Raw genomic sequence first — 18267 nt, forward strand, 5'->3', positions numbered from 1 at the left:
GCGCGTTGTCTCAAGCAGCGGTGCCACCAATGGCTTCACCAAAACATGTGGCCTGGCAAACGCTTAAGAAAGCGCCAGCCCAACCTCTCTGAGTCGCGTACGCAGATCATCAACACCGACAAAATGGATGGCATTCATCCCCGCACGCCTGGCCGCTTCCACATTACGCAGGCTGTCATCAATAAAGACGGTGGATGTGGGGATCAAGCCGAATCGTTGGATGGTGAGCTCAAAAATCTCTGCTTGAGGCTTTACCAGCCGTTCGTGACCCGAGACAACAATACCCTCGAACCAGTTGAGAAAGTCAAACCGCGCTTGCGCGATGGGAAAGGTCTCGAAGGACCAGTTGGTCAGTGCCAGCAAGCGCAGATGGCCTTGGCCCAGCTCCCTCAATAGGTCCACCACATCGTGGTTCGCACCAGGCATCATTTCCTCCCACCGATCGTAGAAGGCAAGAATGTTCGCCTCCTGGGACGGATGCCTTTCAATGGCCTCTGCAATGCCTTCACGCCATGGCCGGCCTTGGTCCTGACGTTCGTTCCAATCAGGACTGCACACCTCTGCCAAGAAGGCCTCCATGCCAGCGACGTCGGGACCAAAAATCTTTCGGTACAAGTGCCTCGGGTCCCATTGGATCAGCACATTGCCGAGGTCAAAAATGACGGTATCTATCTGCGGTCCGTTCATGCAGTCACTCAAAGTAGTAGAACCGCTGCACCTTACACCAAACGATGGATCTTGTTGTCGCCTCCATTCATGAGCCCCGCTCATGGCGGCATGCGCCCTAAAGGGCTCAATCAAAAGCCGCTACATCTCTAGCATGCAAACCATGGATCACCCGGCCGCGCCAGCGGCCCTTCCCTGGAGTTGATATGCAGACTGAAGGCTATACGGCCCACACAACAGGCATCTATGTGCCCATCCGAATCACTGAAAGCAGCCAGCACTGCGCCCAACAGGAGGCCGCATGAGCAAACACCTGATCGCCGCAGGCGCCTCCATGCTGATCAGCACTGGCATCGCCCAAGCCCAGGGCATCCACATCAGCCCCGCCGGCACACCGGCCACGATGGTCGGCGCGGCGCAGAACTTCAGCGGCCATGTCGCGGTAGACATCAAGGCGGCAGGCGACAGCGCGCAGCAGGGCAGTGTGGGCATGGTGGACTTTGCACCGGGTGCCCGCACCGCCTGGCACACCCACCCTGTTGGGCAGCTGCTGGTGGTCACCGATGGCAAGGGCTGGATACAGCAGGATGGCCAGGCCCGGCAGAACATCCAGGCCGGTGATGTCGTCTGGATCGACGCCGATGTGCGCCACTGGCATGGGGCAGCCGCCACCACCGGCATGCGCCATATGGCGGTGACCTATCTGAAGAACGGCAAGAACGCCGACTGGAAGGAGCTCGTAAGCGATGCGCAATACAACCCCCGCTAAAACCATGCAGCAGCTGATGTGCGCGGCTGGCCTGGTGCTGATGGCCGGCGAATCATCGGCCCAGAACACGGCCACCAGCCCGGCGGCCACCAGCGCACAGGCCTGCGCGGCCCACGGCAAAAGCCAAGCACCGTCGCAGGTGCTGAGTGCCCAGCAGCAGGCCATCTTGCCGATCGCAGCATTTGCGGCCGCAGGCGACATGGAGCGGCTGACCTCCAGCCTGCAAGCCGGTTTGGAGGCGGGCCTGAGCATCAGCGATATCCGCGAAGTGCTGGTACAGCTTTACGCCTATGCCGGCTTTCCGCGCAGCCTCAATGCGCTGAATGCCTTCATGCAGCTGCTGCAGCAGCGCGAAAAGCTCGGCATTGTCGATGCCCCCGGCTGCCCGCCCAGCCGCGCCATTGTGCAAGGCGATGCACTGCGCGCTGCCGGCCGCGCCAACCAGACCCAGTTGGCGGGCGCGCCCGTGCAAGGGCCCTTGTTTGACTTTGCGCCTGCGATTAGCGAGTACCTGCAATCGCACCTGTTTGGCGCCATCTTTGAGCGCGACAACCTCGACTGGCACAGCCGAGAGCTGGCCACCGTCGGCATGCTATCGGCGCTGCCGGGGGCTGAATCGCAGTTGCAATCGCATATGCGCATCAGCCTGAATGCCGGGTTGAGCGCCGCCCAGCTGCAGCAGGCGGTGCAGGTGTTGGACAGCCGCGTGGGCAGCGCCAACGGCCAGCGCGCCAACACGGCCCTTGCCAACACCTTGGCCGCGTTGGCCAGCCAGAAGCGTTGAAGCGCTAGCCCTTGCTGGGCTCGCTCTGCACCTGCCCCCAGCCGCCGCCCAGCGCCTTGTACAAGGCCACGCTGGCGCGCAGGCGCTCCTGGTGCAGCTGCACCGCCAAGTCTTGGGCCTGGTACAGCGAGCGCTGCGTGTCGAGCAGCACCAGCTGGGTTTCGGCACCGGCGCGGTAGCGGGCCTCGGCCAGCGCCAGCGCCTTGCGGGCCTGGCGCAGTTCTTCCTCTTGCGCCAGCGCCTGCTGCTGCACACCGGCAACGGCGTTCAAGGCGGTCTGCACATCGCTGAAGGCCTGGACGATGCTCTGGCGGTAGGCCAGCAGCAGCTCCTCGCGCTGGGCAATCACCAGGTCGCGGTTGGCGGCCAGGCGGCCGGCGTCAAAGATGGGCGCAGCCAGGCCAGCGGCCAGCGAGTACAGCGGGTTGTCCAGCACGCGGTGCAGTTGCCGGCCTTGTGCGCCCAGCTCGGCCGTCAAGCTCAGGCGGGGCAGCATGGCGGCGCGTGCGGCCTCCAGGTCGGCATCGGCTGCCTGCAAGCGGGCCTCGGCGCGGGCAATGTCGGGCCGGCGGGTGACCAGCTCGATGGGCTCGCCCTGGTCGATACGGGGCACCTGCAAGGCCAGCACACTGCTTTGGCTGACGGCAGGGCCTTGCGCCTGGCCCAGCAGCAAGGCCAGGCTGCGCTGGGCATCGGCCTGCTGCTGGTCCAGGGCTGCCAGCGCGCGGCGCTGCGCCGCCACCAGGCCGCGTTGCTGCGCCAGCTCCAGCGATGTGGCCGCGCCAAAATTGGCCTTGGATTCGACCAGCGCCAGCAGGCGCTCGGCGGTTTGCAGATTGCGCTGGGCAATCTCACCGCGCTCACGCAGGCCCACGTTCAGCAGCCAAGCATCTGCGACTGCGGCGGTGACCGACAGGCGCACCGTGTCGTGGTCAAAACTGCTGGCGCGCAGCGCAGCGCCTGCCGCATCGCGCTGCGACTGCAGACGGCCCCAGAGGTCCAGCTCATAGCTGGCAGCCAGGCCGACCGACAGGTTGCGGCCCGTCGTCTCGGCATGGCCGCCCAGCCGGCCCTGGTGCCCGGCCTGGGCCGTGGCATTGACGGTGGGCAACAGCTCGGCCCCGGCATAGCGGGCACTGGCCTGTGCCTGCTGCACCCTGGCCATGGCGGCGGCCACATCCAGGCTGTGCTGCTGGGCATCGGCCACCAGCGCATCCAGCTCCGCGCTGCCAAAGCTGCGCCACCAGCCCTGGCTGACGGCATCGCCTTGGGCAGCGTCACTGCGCTGCCATTGGGCCGACACATCCAGCGCCTGCAGTTGCGACTGCTGCACCTGGGGCGGCGCCGACACACAGCCGGCCAGCACCAGGGCCGCTGCCAGCGCGCTGGCGATGGGGAAGATCTGCATACTCACTCTCCTGCCAGGGCCCGTACCGGGTCCAGGCGCGCGGCCGTCTTGGCCGGCATATAACCAAACACCAGACCAGTGACCACCGCGCAGGCAAAGGCACCGGCCATGGCCCGGATGGAAAACACCACCGGCACACCGGCCAGCACCAGCACGGCGCCTACCAAGGCGCCCAGCACCAGGCCCACGGTGCCACCCGACAGCGTCACCAGACTGGCCTCGGTCAAGAACTGGCGCAGGATGTCGCTCTGCCGCGCACCCACGGCCATGCGGATGCCGATCTCCCGCGTGCGCTCGCGCACCGTCATCAGCATCACATTCATCACGCCAATGCCGCCGACCACCAGCGACACCGCCGCAATCAGGCCCAGCATCACCGCCATGCTCTGGCGCGTGGCCGCCTCGGCCTGAATGCGTGCGGCGGCATTGCCGATGCCAAAGTCCTCGCGGCCGCCATGGCGTGCCAGCAGCACGCGGTGGAGTGCCGCCTCAGCCTCGTTGACCACCTCGGAGGACATGGCCTCCACCACCACATAGTCCGGCTGGGTCTGCGCCTGGTAGACGCGTGCCCGGCCCGATTGGTAGGGGATGAAGACCATGTCGTCATAGTCCTGCGCGCCCGAATCCGCCCCGCGCTCGCTCATCACGCCAATCACCTCGAAGGCCGAGGTGCCGATGATCAGCTGCCGCCCCAGCGGGTTGGGCGTGTCGGGGAAGAAGTGCTTGTGCGCCTTGTGGCCCAGCACCACCAGGGGCGCCAGATCGCGGTCTTCGGTGTCCGTGTAGTAGCGGCCCAGCCTGGGCTTCCAGTGGTGCACCAGCGGCATCTCTTCACTGGCGGCAAACACATAGACCTGCTTGTCGGCATTGCCATAGCGCACGGTGACGGGGTCGCCAATCACCGGCATCACGCGCCGTATCTCGGGCAGCTCGCGCAAGGCGTCCAGGTCTTCTTCGGTGATCTGGCCAGCGGGCCCGCCGGTCGCTGGCGGCTTGCTGCCCATGTAGAGGATCGCCGTGCCCATGGTGCCCATCTGCTCGACCACCTTGCGCCGCGCGCCTTCGCCAATGGCCAGCATCACGATGACCGACACCACGCCGATCACGATGCCCAGCAGGGTTAGGCTGGTGCGCACCCGGTTGAGGCGCATGCCCCTCCAGGCCGAGCGCGCGGCCTCCAGCAGCTCGGCCACCAGTGGCGTGGCCGAGGCACTGCCGCCCTGGGGCACCGGCGCCAGCTGCATGCGCGTGCCATCGCCTTCTGCGGTAGTTGCAGTGGTTGCCGCCGTTGCAGGCTGGCTCGCACTGTCGCCCACAATGCGGCCGTCGCTGATTTCAATGACCCTCTGCGCCTGCGCCGCCACATCGCGGTCGTGGGTGATCAGGATGATGGTGTGGCCGGCAGCGGCCAGCTCGCGCAACAGCGCCATCACCTCGGCGCCGCTGTGCGAATCGAGTGCGCCGGTAGGCTCGTCGGCCAGGATGATGTGGCCGCCATTCATCAGCGCGCGCGCAATCGACACGCGCTGCTGCTGCCCGCCCGAGAGCTGGTTGGGCCGGTTGCCCAGGCGCTCGCCCAGGCCCAGGCGTTGCAGCAGGGCCTGCGCGCGCTGCACCCGCTCGCCCTTCGGCAGGCCGGAGTAGATGGCCGGCATCTCCACGTTCTCACTGGCGCTTTCGCTGGCAATCAGGTGGTAGCCCTGGAAGACAAAGCCAAAGGCCTCGCGCCGCAGCCAGGCCAGCGCGTCCGAGTCGAACTGCGCCACATCCTGGCCCTGGAAGTGGTAGCTGCCGTCGCTGGGCCGGTCCAGGCAGCCCAGGATGTTCATCAACGTGGACTTGCCGGAGCCCGAGCTGCCCACGACGGCCACAAATTCGCCCGCGTAAATATCCAGGTCAATGCCATGCAGCACGGTCACCAGCGGCTGGCCGCTGGCGGGGTCGCCATAGTGTTTGCGAATGCCCCGCAGTGCGATCAGTGGCTGGTTTGCGTCCACCGAGCCGCTCACCATTGCAGCCACCTGGGGCCACGCTCCAGCGCGGTCTCGCCGATGACGACCTTCTCACCTTCGGCCAGGCCCTCCAGCACCTCCACCTGGTGGCGGCTGCGTATGCCCAGCTTCACCTTGCGGGTCTGGGGTTGGCCGCCGGCATCCAGCACCCGGGCCACATGGGCGCCGTTGCGGGCCTTGTCTTCTTCCACCGCCGTCAGCGCCACCGCCAGCGCCTGGCTGGCACGGGCGCTGATAAACACCACCTGTGCCGTCATCTGCGGCATCAGCTCGGCGTCGTCATTGCCCACGTCAAACAGCACCGTATAGGCCACGGCCTTGGTGGCGGGCGCCGGCGTTTGCGCATTGCCGGCCGGCTGGGCCTGGCTGGCAGCGGGCGCGGGCAACACCTGGCGCACCTGGCCCTGCCAGCGCCGGGGCTTGTTCTGGCCGGCGCCCCCCAGGGTGGTGAAGTAGACCGGCATGCCCTCCTTGACGCGGCGCACATCGGCTTCGGACACCTCGGTCCAGACCGTCATCGCCGACAAATCGGCAATGCGCAATATATTGGGCGTCTGGTAGGTCGCGTTCAGGGTCTGGCCCTCGCGTGCCTCGACCGACACCACGGTGCCCGCCATCGGCGCATAGATGCGGGTGTAGCCCAGGCGTGCCTCGTCGGCCTTCAGCGATGCCTGGGTCTGGCTGATCTGGGCCTTCAAGTGGTCCATGCGCGCCACGGCCATGGCCAGGTTGGCCTGGGCGGTCTGCAGGTCTTCCTCGCGTGTGGCCTCGTGCGCGCTCAGCTGCTGCTGGCGTTGCAGCTGCTGGCCCGCCAGCCGGTGCTGGGCCTGTTGCTCGGCCAGCTGGGCGCGCAGCCCCGCCAACGAGGCACGGCCTGCATCCACCGTCGCACGCTGCACGCTGGGGTCAATCTCCACCAGCAAGTCGCCCTTGGCCACCTCAGCACCGGGCTCCACCTTCAGCTTCAGGATCTGGCCCGAGACCTGGGCGCCCACATCCACATAGCTGCGCGGCTGCAGGGTGCCAATCGCCGTCACCGTGGCCTCGATATCCTGGCGCGCCACGGGCTCGCTCTGGTAGGCCATCGCCGGGCGGCCCGACCACCACAGCACCGCCGCTGCCACTACCGCCGCAACGGCGACCACGGTCACTCCCACACTCGAGGCCTTCATGAGATATCTCCCTCAGCCACGCCCAGCCACTGCTTGTGCACACCCGTCATTGCTTCCCCCACGATAGCTCCCTCACTTATTCATCAGCAGGCCATCAGGCCCACCACAAACCCAACAACGCCAGCGGCGCCAGCGCAGCCGCTGCACGCGCCGCCCAGCGCGGCGCAGCCGCAATCCACAACACGGCGACCAGTGCCCCGGCCGATATCCAACCCAGCCAGGCCACCACGCCCACAGTGGCGCCCCAGCCGCCCACACTGGGCAGCACGGCGGCCGCCAGCAGCAGGCTGCCCAGCAGGCGCAGCAAGCGGCTGCGCCGCAGCGGTATGTCTCGCTCGCCCGTCAGTTGCTCATGGTGGCGGTCCATCGCAAAGGCCAGGGCCGTCATGCCGGCAAAGGCCAGCGCCAATGCGTATCCGGATGCTTGCCAACTGGTCATGCGCCCACCTGTACTTTGTTTGCGGTTGAAGATGCTGCCTTGCCCGCCACCAGCGCGCGGCGGCGCCACATCACCCGGCAGGCCCAGACGGCGGCCAGGCCAAAGGCCCAGGCGCTCAGCTCCACGCCGGCGCTTTCCCAATCGCCGCGCAGCAGCTGCGCCGGCCAGTGGTCGCCCACGGTCAGCGCATTCAGCACCGGCAGCAGCAGGCAAAGCGCAGCCAGCAGCGCCATCTGCTCCAGCCAGGCCTTGGCCGGGGCGCGCAGCAGGCCATGCAGCAGCGCGGCCAGCCACAGGCCAAAGAAGACCCCCAGCTCCCACTGCGCGCGCTGCGGCAGCTCCAGCGGCAGCAGGCGGTTGGCCCAGAGGTAGCCAATGCAGGCCACACCCAGGCCGGCAATGGCCGCCACATTCAGCCCCTCGATCAAGCGGTAGACGGCGGCCGTGGCGCTGCCAAACTCGCCCATGTGCTTGCTGCGGCGCTTGACGACAAACAGGATGGCGCCGGTGGCCATCATCGCGGTGCCTGCCAGGCCGCAGACAAAGTACAGCCACTTCATCACCCAGCCGCCAAACTTGACCATGTGCAGCCCGCCCATCACCGACTGGGCAAGCGATGCACCACCGCCTTCGGCCTCACCGGGCATGCGCAGCTGCAGCAGCTCGCCGCTGGCGGCGGAGAACATGGCCATGCCGGTATTAGGGCTCAGGCGCTTGTCCGCATCGGCATCGCTGTTCCAGCCATAGATGCCGACGCGCGCAGCCGCATCGCCGGGGTGGTTGACCACCACCGCACGCACCGGCTGGCCGATCAGCGCCTGGCCGCGTGCGGCAAAGCTCTCCAGATCGGGCACCGCCATGGCCTCGCCCGAGCGCGCTGGTTTGCCCGGCTCAGCCAGCTCGGCCGCAAAAGTCTGGCGGTCATGGGGCGCCGTGCCGTACTGGCTCCAGATGCCGGCGGGCATAAAGGTCAGCGCCGATATCGCAATGCCGGTGTAGGCAATCATCAGCTGGAATGGCAGGGTCAACACCGCCACGGCGTTGTGCGCATCCAGCCAGCTGCGCTGGCCCTTGCGGGCGCGGAAGGTGAAAAAGTCCTGAAAGATCCGCTTGTGCGTAATCACGCCGCTGATCAGCGCCACCAGCATGGCCATGCCGGCAACACCGACCACCCACAGCCCGGCCTGGCCGGCATGCAGCTCGTAATGGAAATGCACAAAATGCTCGCCACCCATCGTGGCCCGCATCGCGCCATGGTGGTGCTCATCCAAAGGCTCGCCCGTGCGGGTGTCCAGCTCGGCATCGGCGTACTGGCGCTTGTGGTCAAACCAGTAGACCTTCAGGTCGCCGCCGCCTTGCGCATCGGTGGGCCAGATCTCCCACATCTCGGCGCCCTGGTGGTACTTCTCCATAAAGGCCGCGCCCCAGGCCAGGCGCTGGCCCCGGCTGGAGGCCAGGCCTGCTGCCTCGGCAGCAGCCTGCTCTGCCTCATGCGCCGCTTCTTCGGCATGGTGCTCGGGCGTCATCCAGTGGCCAATGGCCTCCTGGAACACCGCCAGGGTGCCGGTCAAAAACACCGCATACAGCAGCCAGGAGAACCACAGCCCGCACCAGGTATGCAGCCAGGCCTGCGCCTGGCGAAACCCGCCCCGCCCTGCGCCGCTGCCCGGCCGCTTGTCGATCACGGTCTTGCCCATGTCAGCGCCCCAGCACCAAAGCGCCCGCTGCCAGTAGCGCGCTGGGCAGTGCCATCCCCAGCCAGACCTTGCCCGGCGAGACCGGCGAGAACGCCCACACCGCCGCCAGCGCATGCAGCGCAAAGCTCCACTGCATGCCGGCCAGCACGGCCTCGGCCCGGGCAGCCGGCAGCACGGCCGCCAGGAAAAAGGCCAAGGCGCTGGCCAGCAGGTAGCCGCCGAACACGGCGGCCAGCAAGCGGCTCAGGACGGACAGGCCCGGGTGGGCGCTGGGGGTGTCAGGAATGGGGTTCATGGATAGGGGCATCGTGGTGGTTGCGGAGTAAACAATTTTCTAAGTCGCCAATGGGCCTTTTCAGGCCCCTCCTCTTACATGACAAACGAGATGCAAAAAAGGGCCATTTGGTTTGTAAGCACCTGTCGAGGATCCCCCCGCCTGTGGCAGCGGGTGGGCCCTCAAACGGTACTGGTTCAAGCCAGCGGCCCGGCGCTTTTTTGTTTAGAAGGTCCCCCGCAAAGTCAGCATCGCACTGCGCGGGCTGCCGTAGTAGTTGCTGCCGCTCGCGTAACCCACCGACTGGTAGTAGGTCTTGTCGAACAGGTTGTTGATGTTCAGGGTCAGCGTCCAGCGCGGGTCGACCTTGTACTGCAGCATGGCGTTCCACACGGCGTAGCCGCCTTGGCTGAAGTCATAGCTGCGCACCGGGTTCCAGTCCGCGTCATACAAGGTGTCTTTCACATAGTGCTTGCTCTGGATGTGGGCGCTGGTCCCCACGCGCCAGGCAGACAGCTCACCCGGCAAGGTATAGGCGGTGCTCAGCTTGAGCAGATGGCGCGGCGTGATGCTGCTGAAAGGCGCACCCTCGGTCTCATCGCGGGTGGAAACATAGGTGTAGCCCGCCGAGGCTTGCCAGCCCGGACGCAGCTCGCCGCCCACCTCCACATCAAAGCCCCGGCTGGTGACCCGGCCCTGTGGCAGGTAGCAGCAGTTGCCCGACCATTCCTCGTGGTTGCTGGGGTAGCGGGTGTCGAGCACCGCCGTGCCTGTGCGCGCCACATGGAAAACGCTGAAGGTGGCATTGAGCTTGCCCTCCATCAGCTCGCCCTTGAGGCCGGCCTCATAGCTCTTGCCCTTGACGGGCGCCAGCGAATCGCCGGGCGGCGGGCCCGACTTGGACAGTGCCTGCGGCTTGAGGATGGACGCATAGCTCAGGTAGGCAGACCATTGGCTGTTCAGGTCATAGATCACGCCGCCATAGGGGCTGAACTTGCCCGGCTCACTGAAACGGCTGCCCGATGCCAGCTCCCAGTTGCCGGCCGCATCCATCGACTCATACACCTGGTTGAACTTGTACTTGGCGTAGCGCCCACCCAGGATGACATGCAGCCGGTCCGTGGGGTGCAGGCGCAGCACGCCATAGCCGCCCAGCTGCTTTTGCCCCCAGGGGTTGTAGCGGCGCGAGACGGGGCCGGCCGCCGCTGGCTGCCAACTGCCGGGGTTGAACACATCAATCGGCACCACGCCCGATGGATCGCTGGAGTAGCCCACATTCCAGAAGCTCTCGACACTCTGGCGGTCCACGCCCAGCACCAGCTCATGCGTGCGGCCCAGCAGCGAGAAGTTGCCCGACAGGCTGGCATCCACCACGGTCTGGGTGTTCTTGTACAGGTAGTGGCCGCCGCCGTTCCAGGTCACGCCAGTGCCGGTCTCGCGGTCCAGTGCGCCATAGCCAAAGGCAGTGGTGCCGTCGTAGTCGGACGAGGTGCGGGTCACGTTCAGCTTGGCACGCCAGTTCGGGTTCAGTCTGTGCTCCAGCGCGGCAAACAGCTCGGAGTTCTGGGTGAAGCCGGTGGACCAGGGCTGGGTCAAGCTGGTGTTGCGCGGCAGGCCGATGTCGCTGCCATCGTTGTAGCGCGGCACATCGCCACCGCCCTCGCCGCGCCTGCGGATATTGGCACGGCTCAGGCCCGCCGTCAGCAAGGTGTCGGGGCTCAGATCGGCCTCGATGATGCCGTAGAACTGGGGCGAGCGTTGGTGCTTGATATCGATGAAGGAGTCACTGTCGGTATAGGACAGCACCGCCCGGCCACGCACCCGGCCTTCCAACGCCAACGGCCCGGTCACATCGAGCATGCTGCGGTAGTTGTTCCAGCTGCCCAGCGACTGCTGCACCGTCACACGCGGCTCGGCCAAGGGCTTTTTGCGCACGATGTTGATGATGCCGCCCGGATCACCCACGCCGCCCAGCAGGCCGGATGCGCCCCGCATCACTTCGACCCGGTCGTAGAAATCCATGTTCTGCGCGGCGCTGTAGGTGAAGTTGGAGATGTTCAGCGGCGCGCCACCATCGACCTGCATGCTGTCAATCTGGAAACCGCGCGAGAAGAAGTTCGCAGCCTCGGCATTGGTCAAGGTCGTCGTGATGCCCGGCGTGGCGGCCAGCGCATCGCGCACCTCGGTCAGGCGGCGGTCATCGAGCTGCGCCCGCGTCACTACCGATACCGACTGCGGAATCTCGCGGAAAGCCAGGTCGGACTTGGAGGCAATGCTGGTCACCCGGCTGGTGTAGGAGCCGGTGTCTTCGGTGGTGCCGTCCACCGCGCGGCGCGCCTGCACCCGCACCTCGGCCAAGGTGCTCTCGCGCGTGGGCGCCGTCTCTACCGTCAAGGTGCCATCCTGCATGCGGCCATGCAGGCCGCTGTTCTTGAGCAGGCTGTCAAGCGCCTCGCGCAGCGGCAGCTGGCCATGCAGTGCCGGGGCCTGGCGGCCGGCGGCCAGCTCGGGCGCAAACACCAGCTGCAGGCCGGCCTGGCGGGCAAACTGGTCCAGCGCAGCGGCCAGCGGCTGGGCGGCCATGTCAAAGCGCTGGGTCGGCGCCGGGGCGCCGGTTTGCGCCAGTGCGCCCTGCAGCGGCAGCGCCAAAACCAGCAAGAGTGCGGCATGGGCCAGCGGTGTGTGCCGGGCACGGAAAAGCAATGAAGGCATGAAAATCGTCCTTGTGAAGAGGGGGTGAAAGCAAACGCTCACCACAAGGACGATCGGCCCTGAGAGTTCCTGAAAAATAATTCGATCGCGGCTGCCGCAGCCCGCGCAGTGCAGTGCCATACCGTGCCCTGCTCCATCAAGACCGGCTGCGACGGCTGAGCCGCAGGCTGCCATCGCCTTGCTGCTGTACCTGCACCGGCAAGGCCCGAGGCAATGCCTGTATCCAGGCCTGGGCCTGGGCAATACGCACCCGGCCGCTGAGCGGCAGGCGCGCTGCATCCGGCGTGGCCTCCATCGCAAACGGCGCATAGCGCGCCAGCCGCTCCAGCGCCTGGCCCAGGGTGGCATGCTGGAACACCAGCTCGCCATGGCGCCAGGAGGCAGCCGACTCCACGGACGACAACTCGGGGCTGCGGTCGCCCGCCGCCCACTGCAGCGCCTGACCGGCCTCCAGCGTATGTACAAAGCCATCATCCTGCGGCGTTTCGATGGCTTCGCCCTCGGCCATCGGCTCCACGCGCACCCGGCCTGATTCGACCTGCACGCTGACCCGGCTGGGCCCCCGGCCCATCGGCGTGATCTCCACACCAAAGCGCGTGCCCAGCACGGTGATGCGCAGGCCGGCCGCCTGCACCTCAAAAGGCCGGCTCTCATTACGCGCCACCTCAAAAAAGGCCGCGCCCTGCAGCAGCTGCACCGACCGGCGCGCCGCAAAATACTGCAGCTGCGCCTGGCTGAGGGCATCGAGCAGCAGGCTGGAGCCATCGGGCAGCGCATGCCGCACTTGCTGGCCACGCGGGCTTTGCCAGCGGGCCTGCCACTGCACATGCTGCTGGCGGTAAAGCTGCCACTGCTGCCAGCCCAGATGGCCGCCCAGGCCCACACCGGCAAAACTCAGCAGCGCGGCCAGGCTGCGGCGCCGACCGGCACGCCGGGCGCTGCCCAGGTGGTTGCCGCGCCAGCGCTGCAATGCATCTTCCACACAGGCACTGGCCTGGATCAGATCGCGCTCGATGGTGTTCAGCGATACGCCCAAGCGCTCGGCAATCAGCGGCTGCTTGTCGCCATGGATGCGGTGGGCCACAAAGGCGGCGCGGCTGCGCTCGGGCAGGCCGGCCAGTGCCGTCTCCAGCACTGCCAGCGCCTGGCGGTACATCACGGAATCGGCCACATCCGGCGCATGGCTGGGCGCCAGCTGCTCCTGCAGCACAGCGCCTTCCACATAGCGGCCATGGCGCTGGCGGCGGCGGTGCGCATCCAGCGCCAGGTGCTGGGTCATCACCGCCAGGTAGGCCGTGGTGTCATCGGGCTGGTCGCCAGCGGCCTCCGCCTGGCCACTGGCCTGGGCATGCTCGGCCAGCCTCAGCCAGGCCTCATGCACCAGCTCGCCCGCCTCGTCGCGGTTGCCGGTGCTGCGCGTCGCCACCCGCACCAGGTCGGCATAGGCCCGGTCAAAGCCGGTCAATAGCGCACGGGTGAAGGAGGCTGACAATTCCATGGGGCTGGATCATAAGCCATGTAAAGAGAATCATTCTCAATATCCTCAGCAGAAAACAGCCATCTGACTGTAAAAACCGCTGCCTGCCTCGCAAACCCATAGACATTCCACTGGCATGGCTGGGCCACGACAATATCAGCCAAATTTGGCTATTCAAAGATTTCGATCAGCATGCGAGATATCAAGAAAATGGACCTCAACCTGCTCAAGGCGCTGGACGCACTGCTCGATGAGCGCAGCGTGACCCGCGCCGCCGGCAGGCTGGGGCTGACCCAGCCGGCGATGAGCGGCATGCTCCAGCGCCTGCGCGAAAGTTTTGCCGACCCCTTGTTTGCACGCGCCCAGCGTGGCATGGTGCCCACCCAGCGCGCGCTGGATCTGGCCTTGCCGATCAAGCAGATGCTGTGCGAGATCGATGCGCTGCTGCAGCCACCGGTGTTTGACCCCAGCACCGCCCGGCTTACCTTCCGCATCGCCGCGACCGACTATGCACTGCGCGCCATTGCCGTGCCCTTTCTGGCAGCTTTGAAGCGGCAGGCGCCTAATATCCGCGTATCACTGATTCCGCTGGAGCCGCGCCTGGTGCAGGGCCAGCTGGAGCACGGCGATATCGACCTGGCGTTTTTGACGGGCGACAACACGCCGCAGGACATGCATGGGCGCCAGCTGTTCCAGGAGCACTATGTCTGCGTGATGCGCGAAGGCCACCCCGCTGCGGGGCGCAAGCTCAGCATCAGGCAGTTTTGCGCTCTGGACCATGCGCTGGTGTCGTATGAGGGCGGCGGCTTCCACGGCGTGGTGGATGAGGCGCTGGAGAAGCTGGGCCAGCGCCGTGATGTGAGCTTGTCGCTCAAATGCTTTGTGGTGCTGCCCGACATCCTGCGCTCCAGCGACATGGTGGCCGTACTGCCCAGCCGCCTGGTGGCTGGCATGGAGGGGCTGTGGGTCTGCAAGCCGCCGGTGGAGGTGCCGGGCTTCAGCAAGCTGGCCGTCTGGCATGAGCGCAGCCACCACGACCCGGCGCAGCGCTGGCTGCGTGAGTTGCTGTTTGCATCCATGCCGGCGACGCAATAGCCCCGCAACGAGGGGGCTGGGCGGTAGAGGGGGAATGGGCTGATATCAGCCAGGCAGATGGCCGCTATAAAAAACCAGCATTTGATTTATGGCCAGGCCACCTCAATTGCGAGTGATGGACAGCCAGGGCGGGTACCTGCTTGGGCCAGCCCCCTGCTCTTGCCGATTCCCAAAGGGCCGGCAGAGCAGCAGGCCGCGTGGCCGATCCATTCCCTCTTTTTTGTATATCCAGCATTTCCATGTCAGCCCTGTTTACTCCCTTCACCCTCAAAGACGTCACCCTGCGCAACCGCATTGCCGTGCCCCCGATGTGCCAGTACAGCGCCACCGATGGCTATACCAACGAATGGCACCAGGTGCACTACCCCTCTATCGCCCGGGGCGGCGCAGGCCTGGTGATCGTCGAGGCCACCGGCGTCTCCGCCGACGGCCGGATCAGCCCTGGCTGCCTGGGCCTCTGGGATGACGCCCATGTACCCGGCCTGGCGCGCATTGCCGCCGGCATCGAGGCCGCAGGCGCCGTGCCCGGCATCCAGATTGCGCACGCCGGCCGCAAGGCCAGTGCCAACAGCCCTTGGGAAGGCGACGACCATATCCCCGAGAGCGACCCGCGCGCCTGGCAAACCATTGCCCCCTCGGCCATCGCCTTTGGTGGCGATCTGGGCCGCGTGCCCCGCGAGATGACCCTGGCCGATATCGCGCGCGTGAAGGCCGACTTTGTCGCCGCCGCCCGCCGCGCACTGGCTGCCGGCTTCAAGTGGCTGGAGCTGCACTTTGCCCATGGATACCTGGCCCAGAGCTTTTTCTCCGCCCACTCCAACCAGCGCCAGGATGCCTATGGCGGCAGCTTTGACAACCGCGCCCGCTTTGCGCTGGAAACGCTGGCCGCCGTTCGCGAAGTTTGGCCCGAGAACCTGCCGCTGACCGCCCGCTTTGGTGTCATTGAATACGATGGCCGCGATGAAGAAACCCTGGCCGAATCCATCGAGCTGGTGCGCCGCATGCGTGAAGGGGGCCTGGACCTGCTCAACGTCAGCGTGAACTTTGTCATCCCCGGCGTGCAGATCCCATGGGGCGAGCCCGCCTTCCTGGCCCCGATTGCCGCCCGCGTCAGCCGCGAAGCCGGCCTGCCCGTCGCATCGAGCTGGGGCATTGACAACGCCGAGCTGGCCGAGCGCGTCGTGGCCGACGGCCAGATGTCGCTGGTGATGATGGGCCGCTCGATGCTGGCCAACCCGCACTACCCCTACACCCTGGCACAGCAGCTCAAGGCCGCTCGGCCCGACTGGGTGCTGCCTGCGCCTTACGCCCATTGGCTGGAGCGCTACCGTGGCGCGGGCAAGCAGGCAGCTGCTGCCTAAGCATTCCCCCGTGTTCCAAGGGACCAGCCCGAGGCCTCGGCTGGTCCCTTTTTTTTGCTTTACCGCGCCTTCGGCATGACCTGGCGCGGGCATCCAGCTACGTCAGGCCGCTTAGCTGCTGCATGGCCCTGCCGCAACGGCTCGTCAACGGCCTGTCCCGCCAGGGCTTAGCCGTTCTTGCGGCACCGTCCAAGCCTCCTCCGCTCCCCGGTGAGCGACTGCGATAGTTGCCCCGGCCGGAGATGCGCGGTCATGGAAACGCCACGCAAAGCTTTCCAAAAATATTCATCATCCAAATTTATAAGCATTGCATTGCTTGTGGCAAGAAGACATCAGATCTACGACATTCTTCATCCTGAAAATCAGAACTGACCAGCCGCGATGGCAGTGCCCAAACCACACCTTCCCTGCAAAAATGAGGGTGTTCACTTACTAACGGCAGGTCACAGAGATGGCCAGTGACACAGCGTGCCTACCCCAAGAATGCCGGCCCTTGATCCTTGAATGGATGCCATTTCTGATCTGCCACAAGCGCTGCGATTTATTTGGCTCTGCCAGTCTTGTCCTACATGCAGATTTTTGCGCACTCGGTTAACGTGGCAGCACCCCATTGCAAACAATTCCTAACAAGCTGTACACCGGGCAACGTCGGACTTGGCCGGTAGCGCAGCCTTCTTTTGATTGGAAAGGCTCGTATGGATTGGCTCAGAGGTATCTTGCACCAGGCGCCGGAGATTGCGCTGTTTGCAGCGCTCGCACTAGGCTACGGCATTGGCAAGCTGCGGTTCGGCTCGTTCCAGTTGGGGGGTGTGGCAGGGTCGCTGTTGGCGGCGGTGCTGATCAGCCAGGTGGGGGTCCAGATTGATTCGGGCATCAAGGCAGTGCTGTTTGCGCTGTTCATCTATGCCGTCGGTTTCGAGAGCGGCCCGCAGTTCTTCCGCTCCCTGGGGCGGCAGTCGATCAAGGAGATCCTGATGGCGGCGGTGGTGGCCATCTCGGGCCTGGTCACCGTCGTGGTGCTGGCGCGGGTCTTCCACCTCGACAAAGGCCTGGCCGCAGGGTTGGCCGCCGGTGGCATGACGCAGTCGGCCATCATCGGCACGGCAGGCTCGGCCATCGAAAAGCTGGGCCTGGCGGCCGACGAGGTGCAGCGCATGCAGGCCAATGTGGCCATCGGCTATGCGGTGACCTATATCTTTGGCTCGTTCGGCGCCATCTTGCTGTGCGTGAATGTGCTGCAGTGGCTGACCGGCCGCAAGATCCATGACGACGCCATCCAGGCCGAGCAGGAAATGCTCAAGGGCGTGCATGTCTATGGCGCGGGCGAATCGCCTGCGGCACCCGATCTGGTGGGGCGCATTTTCAAGGTCAAACAATCGGGCCGCACGGTTGCCGACTTGGAGGCCAGCGCGCAGCAAGGCCCGGCCACCATCGAGCGTATCCGCCGCAAGAATGCGCTGGTGGGTGTGGATCCGCAGCTGGTGCTGGAGGCCGGCGACATTGTGCTGCTGGTGGGCCGGCGTGCTGCTGTGGTGGCGCTGGGTGCCAGCATTGGCGATGAGCTGCAAAGTGCCGAAGACATGGATGTGGTGATGGTGCGCCGTGATGTGTCCATCACCAACAGCCAGTACCTCAACCGCAGCGTCAAGGACATCCTCGACAGTCTGACGCCCGAGTTCAAGCACGGCGTCTATGCGGTGGCGCTAACGCGCTCGGGCTCGCCGTTGCCGATCACGCCCACCACCCTGATCGTGCCCGGCGATGTGGTGACCCTGTTTGGCACGCCGCAGGATGTGCAGAATGCCGCGCAGTCGGTGGGGCCCATCCTCATCCCCAGCGACAAGACGGACTTTGTCTTCCACGGTCTGGGCATCACCGTCGGGCTGCTGATCGGTCTGCTGGTGCTGCGCATTGGCTCCATCCCCATTACCCTGGGCAGCGGCGGTGGCGCCCTGCTCGCGGGCCTGCTGTTTGGCTGGTGGCGCAGCCGCAAGCACACCTTGGGCAATATGCCCACGGCCGCTTCTACCCTGCTGCGCGACCTGGGTCTGGCCGGCTTTGTGGCCATGGTGGGCCTGCAATCGGGCCAGCAGGCGGTGAGCACGGTGATGGAGCAAGGCCTGAGCCTGTTCCTGATGGGCATGGTTGTGACCATCGTGCCGCTGCTGATTGCGATGCTGTTTGGCAAGTATGTGCTGCGCTATGAGAACGTGGCCGTCTTTGCCGGGGCACTGTCGGGCGCACGCAGTGCCAACCCCGCCTTTGGCGAGGTGCTGGACAAGGCGGGCAACGCCATCCCCACGGTGCCGTTTGCCATCACCTATGCGCTGGCCAATGTGTTTCTGACACTGCTGGGCCCGCTGGTCATCGCCTTTGCCTGAACGGCGCTGCGCCCTCTCAC

14 protein-coding genes are annotated in these 18267 nt (G+C 65.9%); 5 read left to right on the forward strand and 9 right to left on the reverse strand.

Annotated elements, in window-relative coordinates:
* Nucleotides 1-63: 63 nt before the first annotated feature.
* The gene (locus LPW39_RS04730; protein WP_230771743.1) at nt 64-687 is read right to left on the reverse strand and encodes an HAD family hydrolase; all 624 of its coding nucleotides are present in this window, start codon (nt 685-687) and stop codon (nt 64-66) included.
* 280 nt (nt 688-967) lie between these two features.
* On the opposite strand from LPW39_RS04730, the gene LPW39_RS04735 reads away from it, so the two are divergent.
* Both LPW39_RS04735 and LPW39_RS04740 read left to right on the forward strand, forming a co-directional pair.
* Nucleotides 968-1435: a (R)-mandelonitrile lyase gene (locus LPW39_RS04735; protein ID WP_230771745.1), complete on the forward strand. Its 468-nt coding sequence runs from the start codon at nt 968-970 to the stop codon at nt 1433-1435.
* Nucleotides 1413-2219: a carboxymuconolactone decarboxylase family protein gene (locus tag LPW39_RS04740; protein ID WP_230771747.1), complete on the forward strand. Its 807-nt coding sequence runs from the start codon at nt 1413-1415 to the stop codon at nt 2217-2219. Before LPW39_RS04735 ends, LPW39_RS04740 begins: the two co-directional genes overlap by 23 nt.
* A 4-nt stretch (nt 2220-2223) precedes the next feature.
* Here the strand turns inward: LPW39_RS04740 and LPW39_RS04745 are convergent, their stop codons facing one another.
* The 8 genes from LPW39_RS04745 to LPW39_RS04780 all read right to left on the reverse strand — a co-directional run bounded on the left by LPW39_RS04745 (nt 2224) and on the right by LPW39_RS04780 (nt 13431).
* Nucleotides 2224-3627 (reverse strand): efflux transporter outer membrane subunit, encoded by a 1404-nt coding sequence (locus LPW39_RS04745; protein ID WP_230771749.1) that lies wholly within the window; start codon nt 3625-3627, stop codon nt 2224-2226.
* 2 nt (nt 3628-3629) lie between these two features.
* Nucleotides 3630-5639: an ABC transporter permease gene (locus LPW39_RS04750; RefSeq protein ID WP_230772885.1), complete on the reverse strand. Its 2010-nt coding sequence runs from the start codon at nt 5637-5639 to the stop codon at nt 3630-3632.
* Nucleotides 5633-6811 (reverse strand): efflux RND transporter periplasmic adaptor subunit, encoded by a 1179-nt coding sequence (locus LPW39_RS04755; protein ID WP_230771751.1) that lies wholly within the window; start codon nt 6809-6811, stop codon nt 5633-5635. Before LPW39_RS04755 ends, LPW39_RS04750 begins: the two co-directional genes overlap by 7 nt.
* Before the next feature lie 94 nt (nt 6812-6905).
* The gene (locus tag LPW39_RS04760) at nt 6906-7250 is read right to left on the reverse strand and encodes a DUF3325 domain-containing protein (protein WP_230771753.1); all 345 of its coding nucleotides are present in this window, start codon (nt 7248-7250) and stop codon (nt 6906-6908) included.
* Nucleotides 7247-8947, reverse strand: coding sequence for a PepSY-associated TM helix domain-containing protein (locus tag LPW39_RS04765; RefSeq protein WP_230771755.1), 1701 nt, complete (start codon nt 8945-8947; stop codon nt 7247-7249). Before LPW39_RS04765 ends, LPW39_RS04760 begins: the two co-directional genes overlap by 4 nt.
* Before the next feature lies 1 nt (nt 8948).
* Nucleotides 8949-9242, reverse strand: a complete 294-nt coding sequence (locus LPW39_RS04770) for a DUF3649 domain-containing protein (RefSeq protein WP_230771756.1) — start codon at nt 9240-9242, stop codon at nt 8949-8951.
* A 204-nt stretch (nt 9243-9446) separates the two neighbouring features.
* The gene (locus LPW39_RS04775; protein ID WP_230771758.1) at nt 9447-11933 is read right to left on the reverse strand and encodes a TonB-dependent siderophore receptor; all 2487 of its coding nucleotides are present in this window, start codon (nt 11931-11933) and stop codon (nt 9447-9449) included.
* A 136-nt stretch (nt 11934-12069) separates the two neighbouring features.
* Nucleotides 12070-13431, reverse strand: a complete 1362-nt coding sequence (locus tag LPW39_RS04780; RefSeq protein WP_230771760.1) for a sigma-70 family RNA polymerase sigma factor — start codon at nt 13429-13431, stop codon at nt 12070-12072.
* A gap of 171 nt (nt 13432-13602) precedes the next feature.
* On the opposite strand from LPW39_RS04780, the gene LPW39_RS04785 reads away from it, so the two are divergent.
* The 3 genes from LPW39_RS04785 to aspT all read left to right on the forward strand — a co-directional run bounded on the left by LPW39_RS04785 (nt 13603) and on the right by aspT (nt 18247).
* On the forward strand, nt 13603-14505 hold the full coding sequence (locus tag LPW39_RS04785) for a LysR family transcriptional regulator (protein WP_230771762.1): 903 nt from the start codon (nt 13603-13605) through the stop codon (nt 14503-14505).
* Nucleotides 14506-14744: 239 nt separating this feature from the next.
* On the forward strand, nt 14745-15866 hold the full coding sequence (locus LPW39_RS04790) for an NADH:flavin oxidoreductase/NADH oxidase (protein ID WP_230771763.1): 1122 nt from the start codon (nt 14745-14747) through the stop codon (nt 15864-15866).
* 695 nt (nt 15867-16561) lie between these two features.
* A complete protein-coding gene (gene aspT, locus LPW39_RS04795; RefSeq protein WP_230771766.1) occupies nt 16562-18247 on the forward strand; it encodes an aspartate-alanine antiporter in 1686 nt (561 codons plus the stop codon).
* Nucleotides 18248-18267 lie beyond the last annotated feature (20 nt).

Origin of the sequence: Comamonas koreensis (assembly GCF_021026195.1) — a bacterium.
Classification (GTDB): Bacteria; Pseudomonadota; Gammaproteobacteria; order Burkholderiales; family Burkholderiaceae_C; genus Comamonas; species Comamonas koreensis.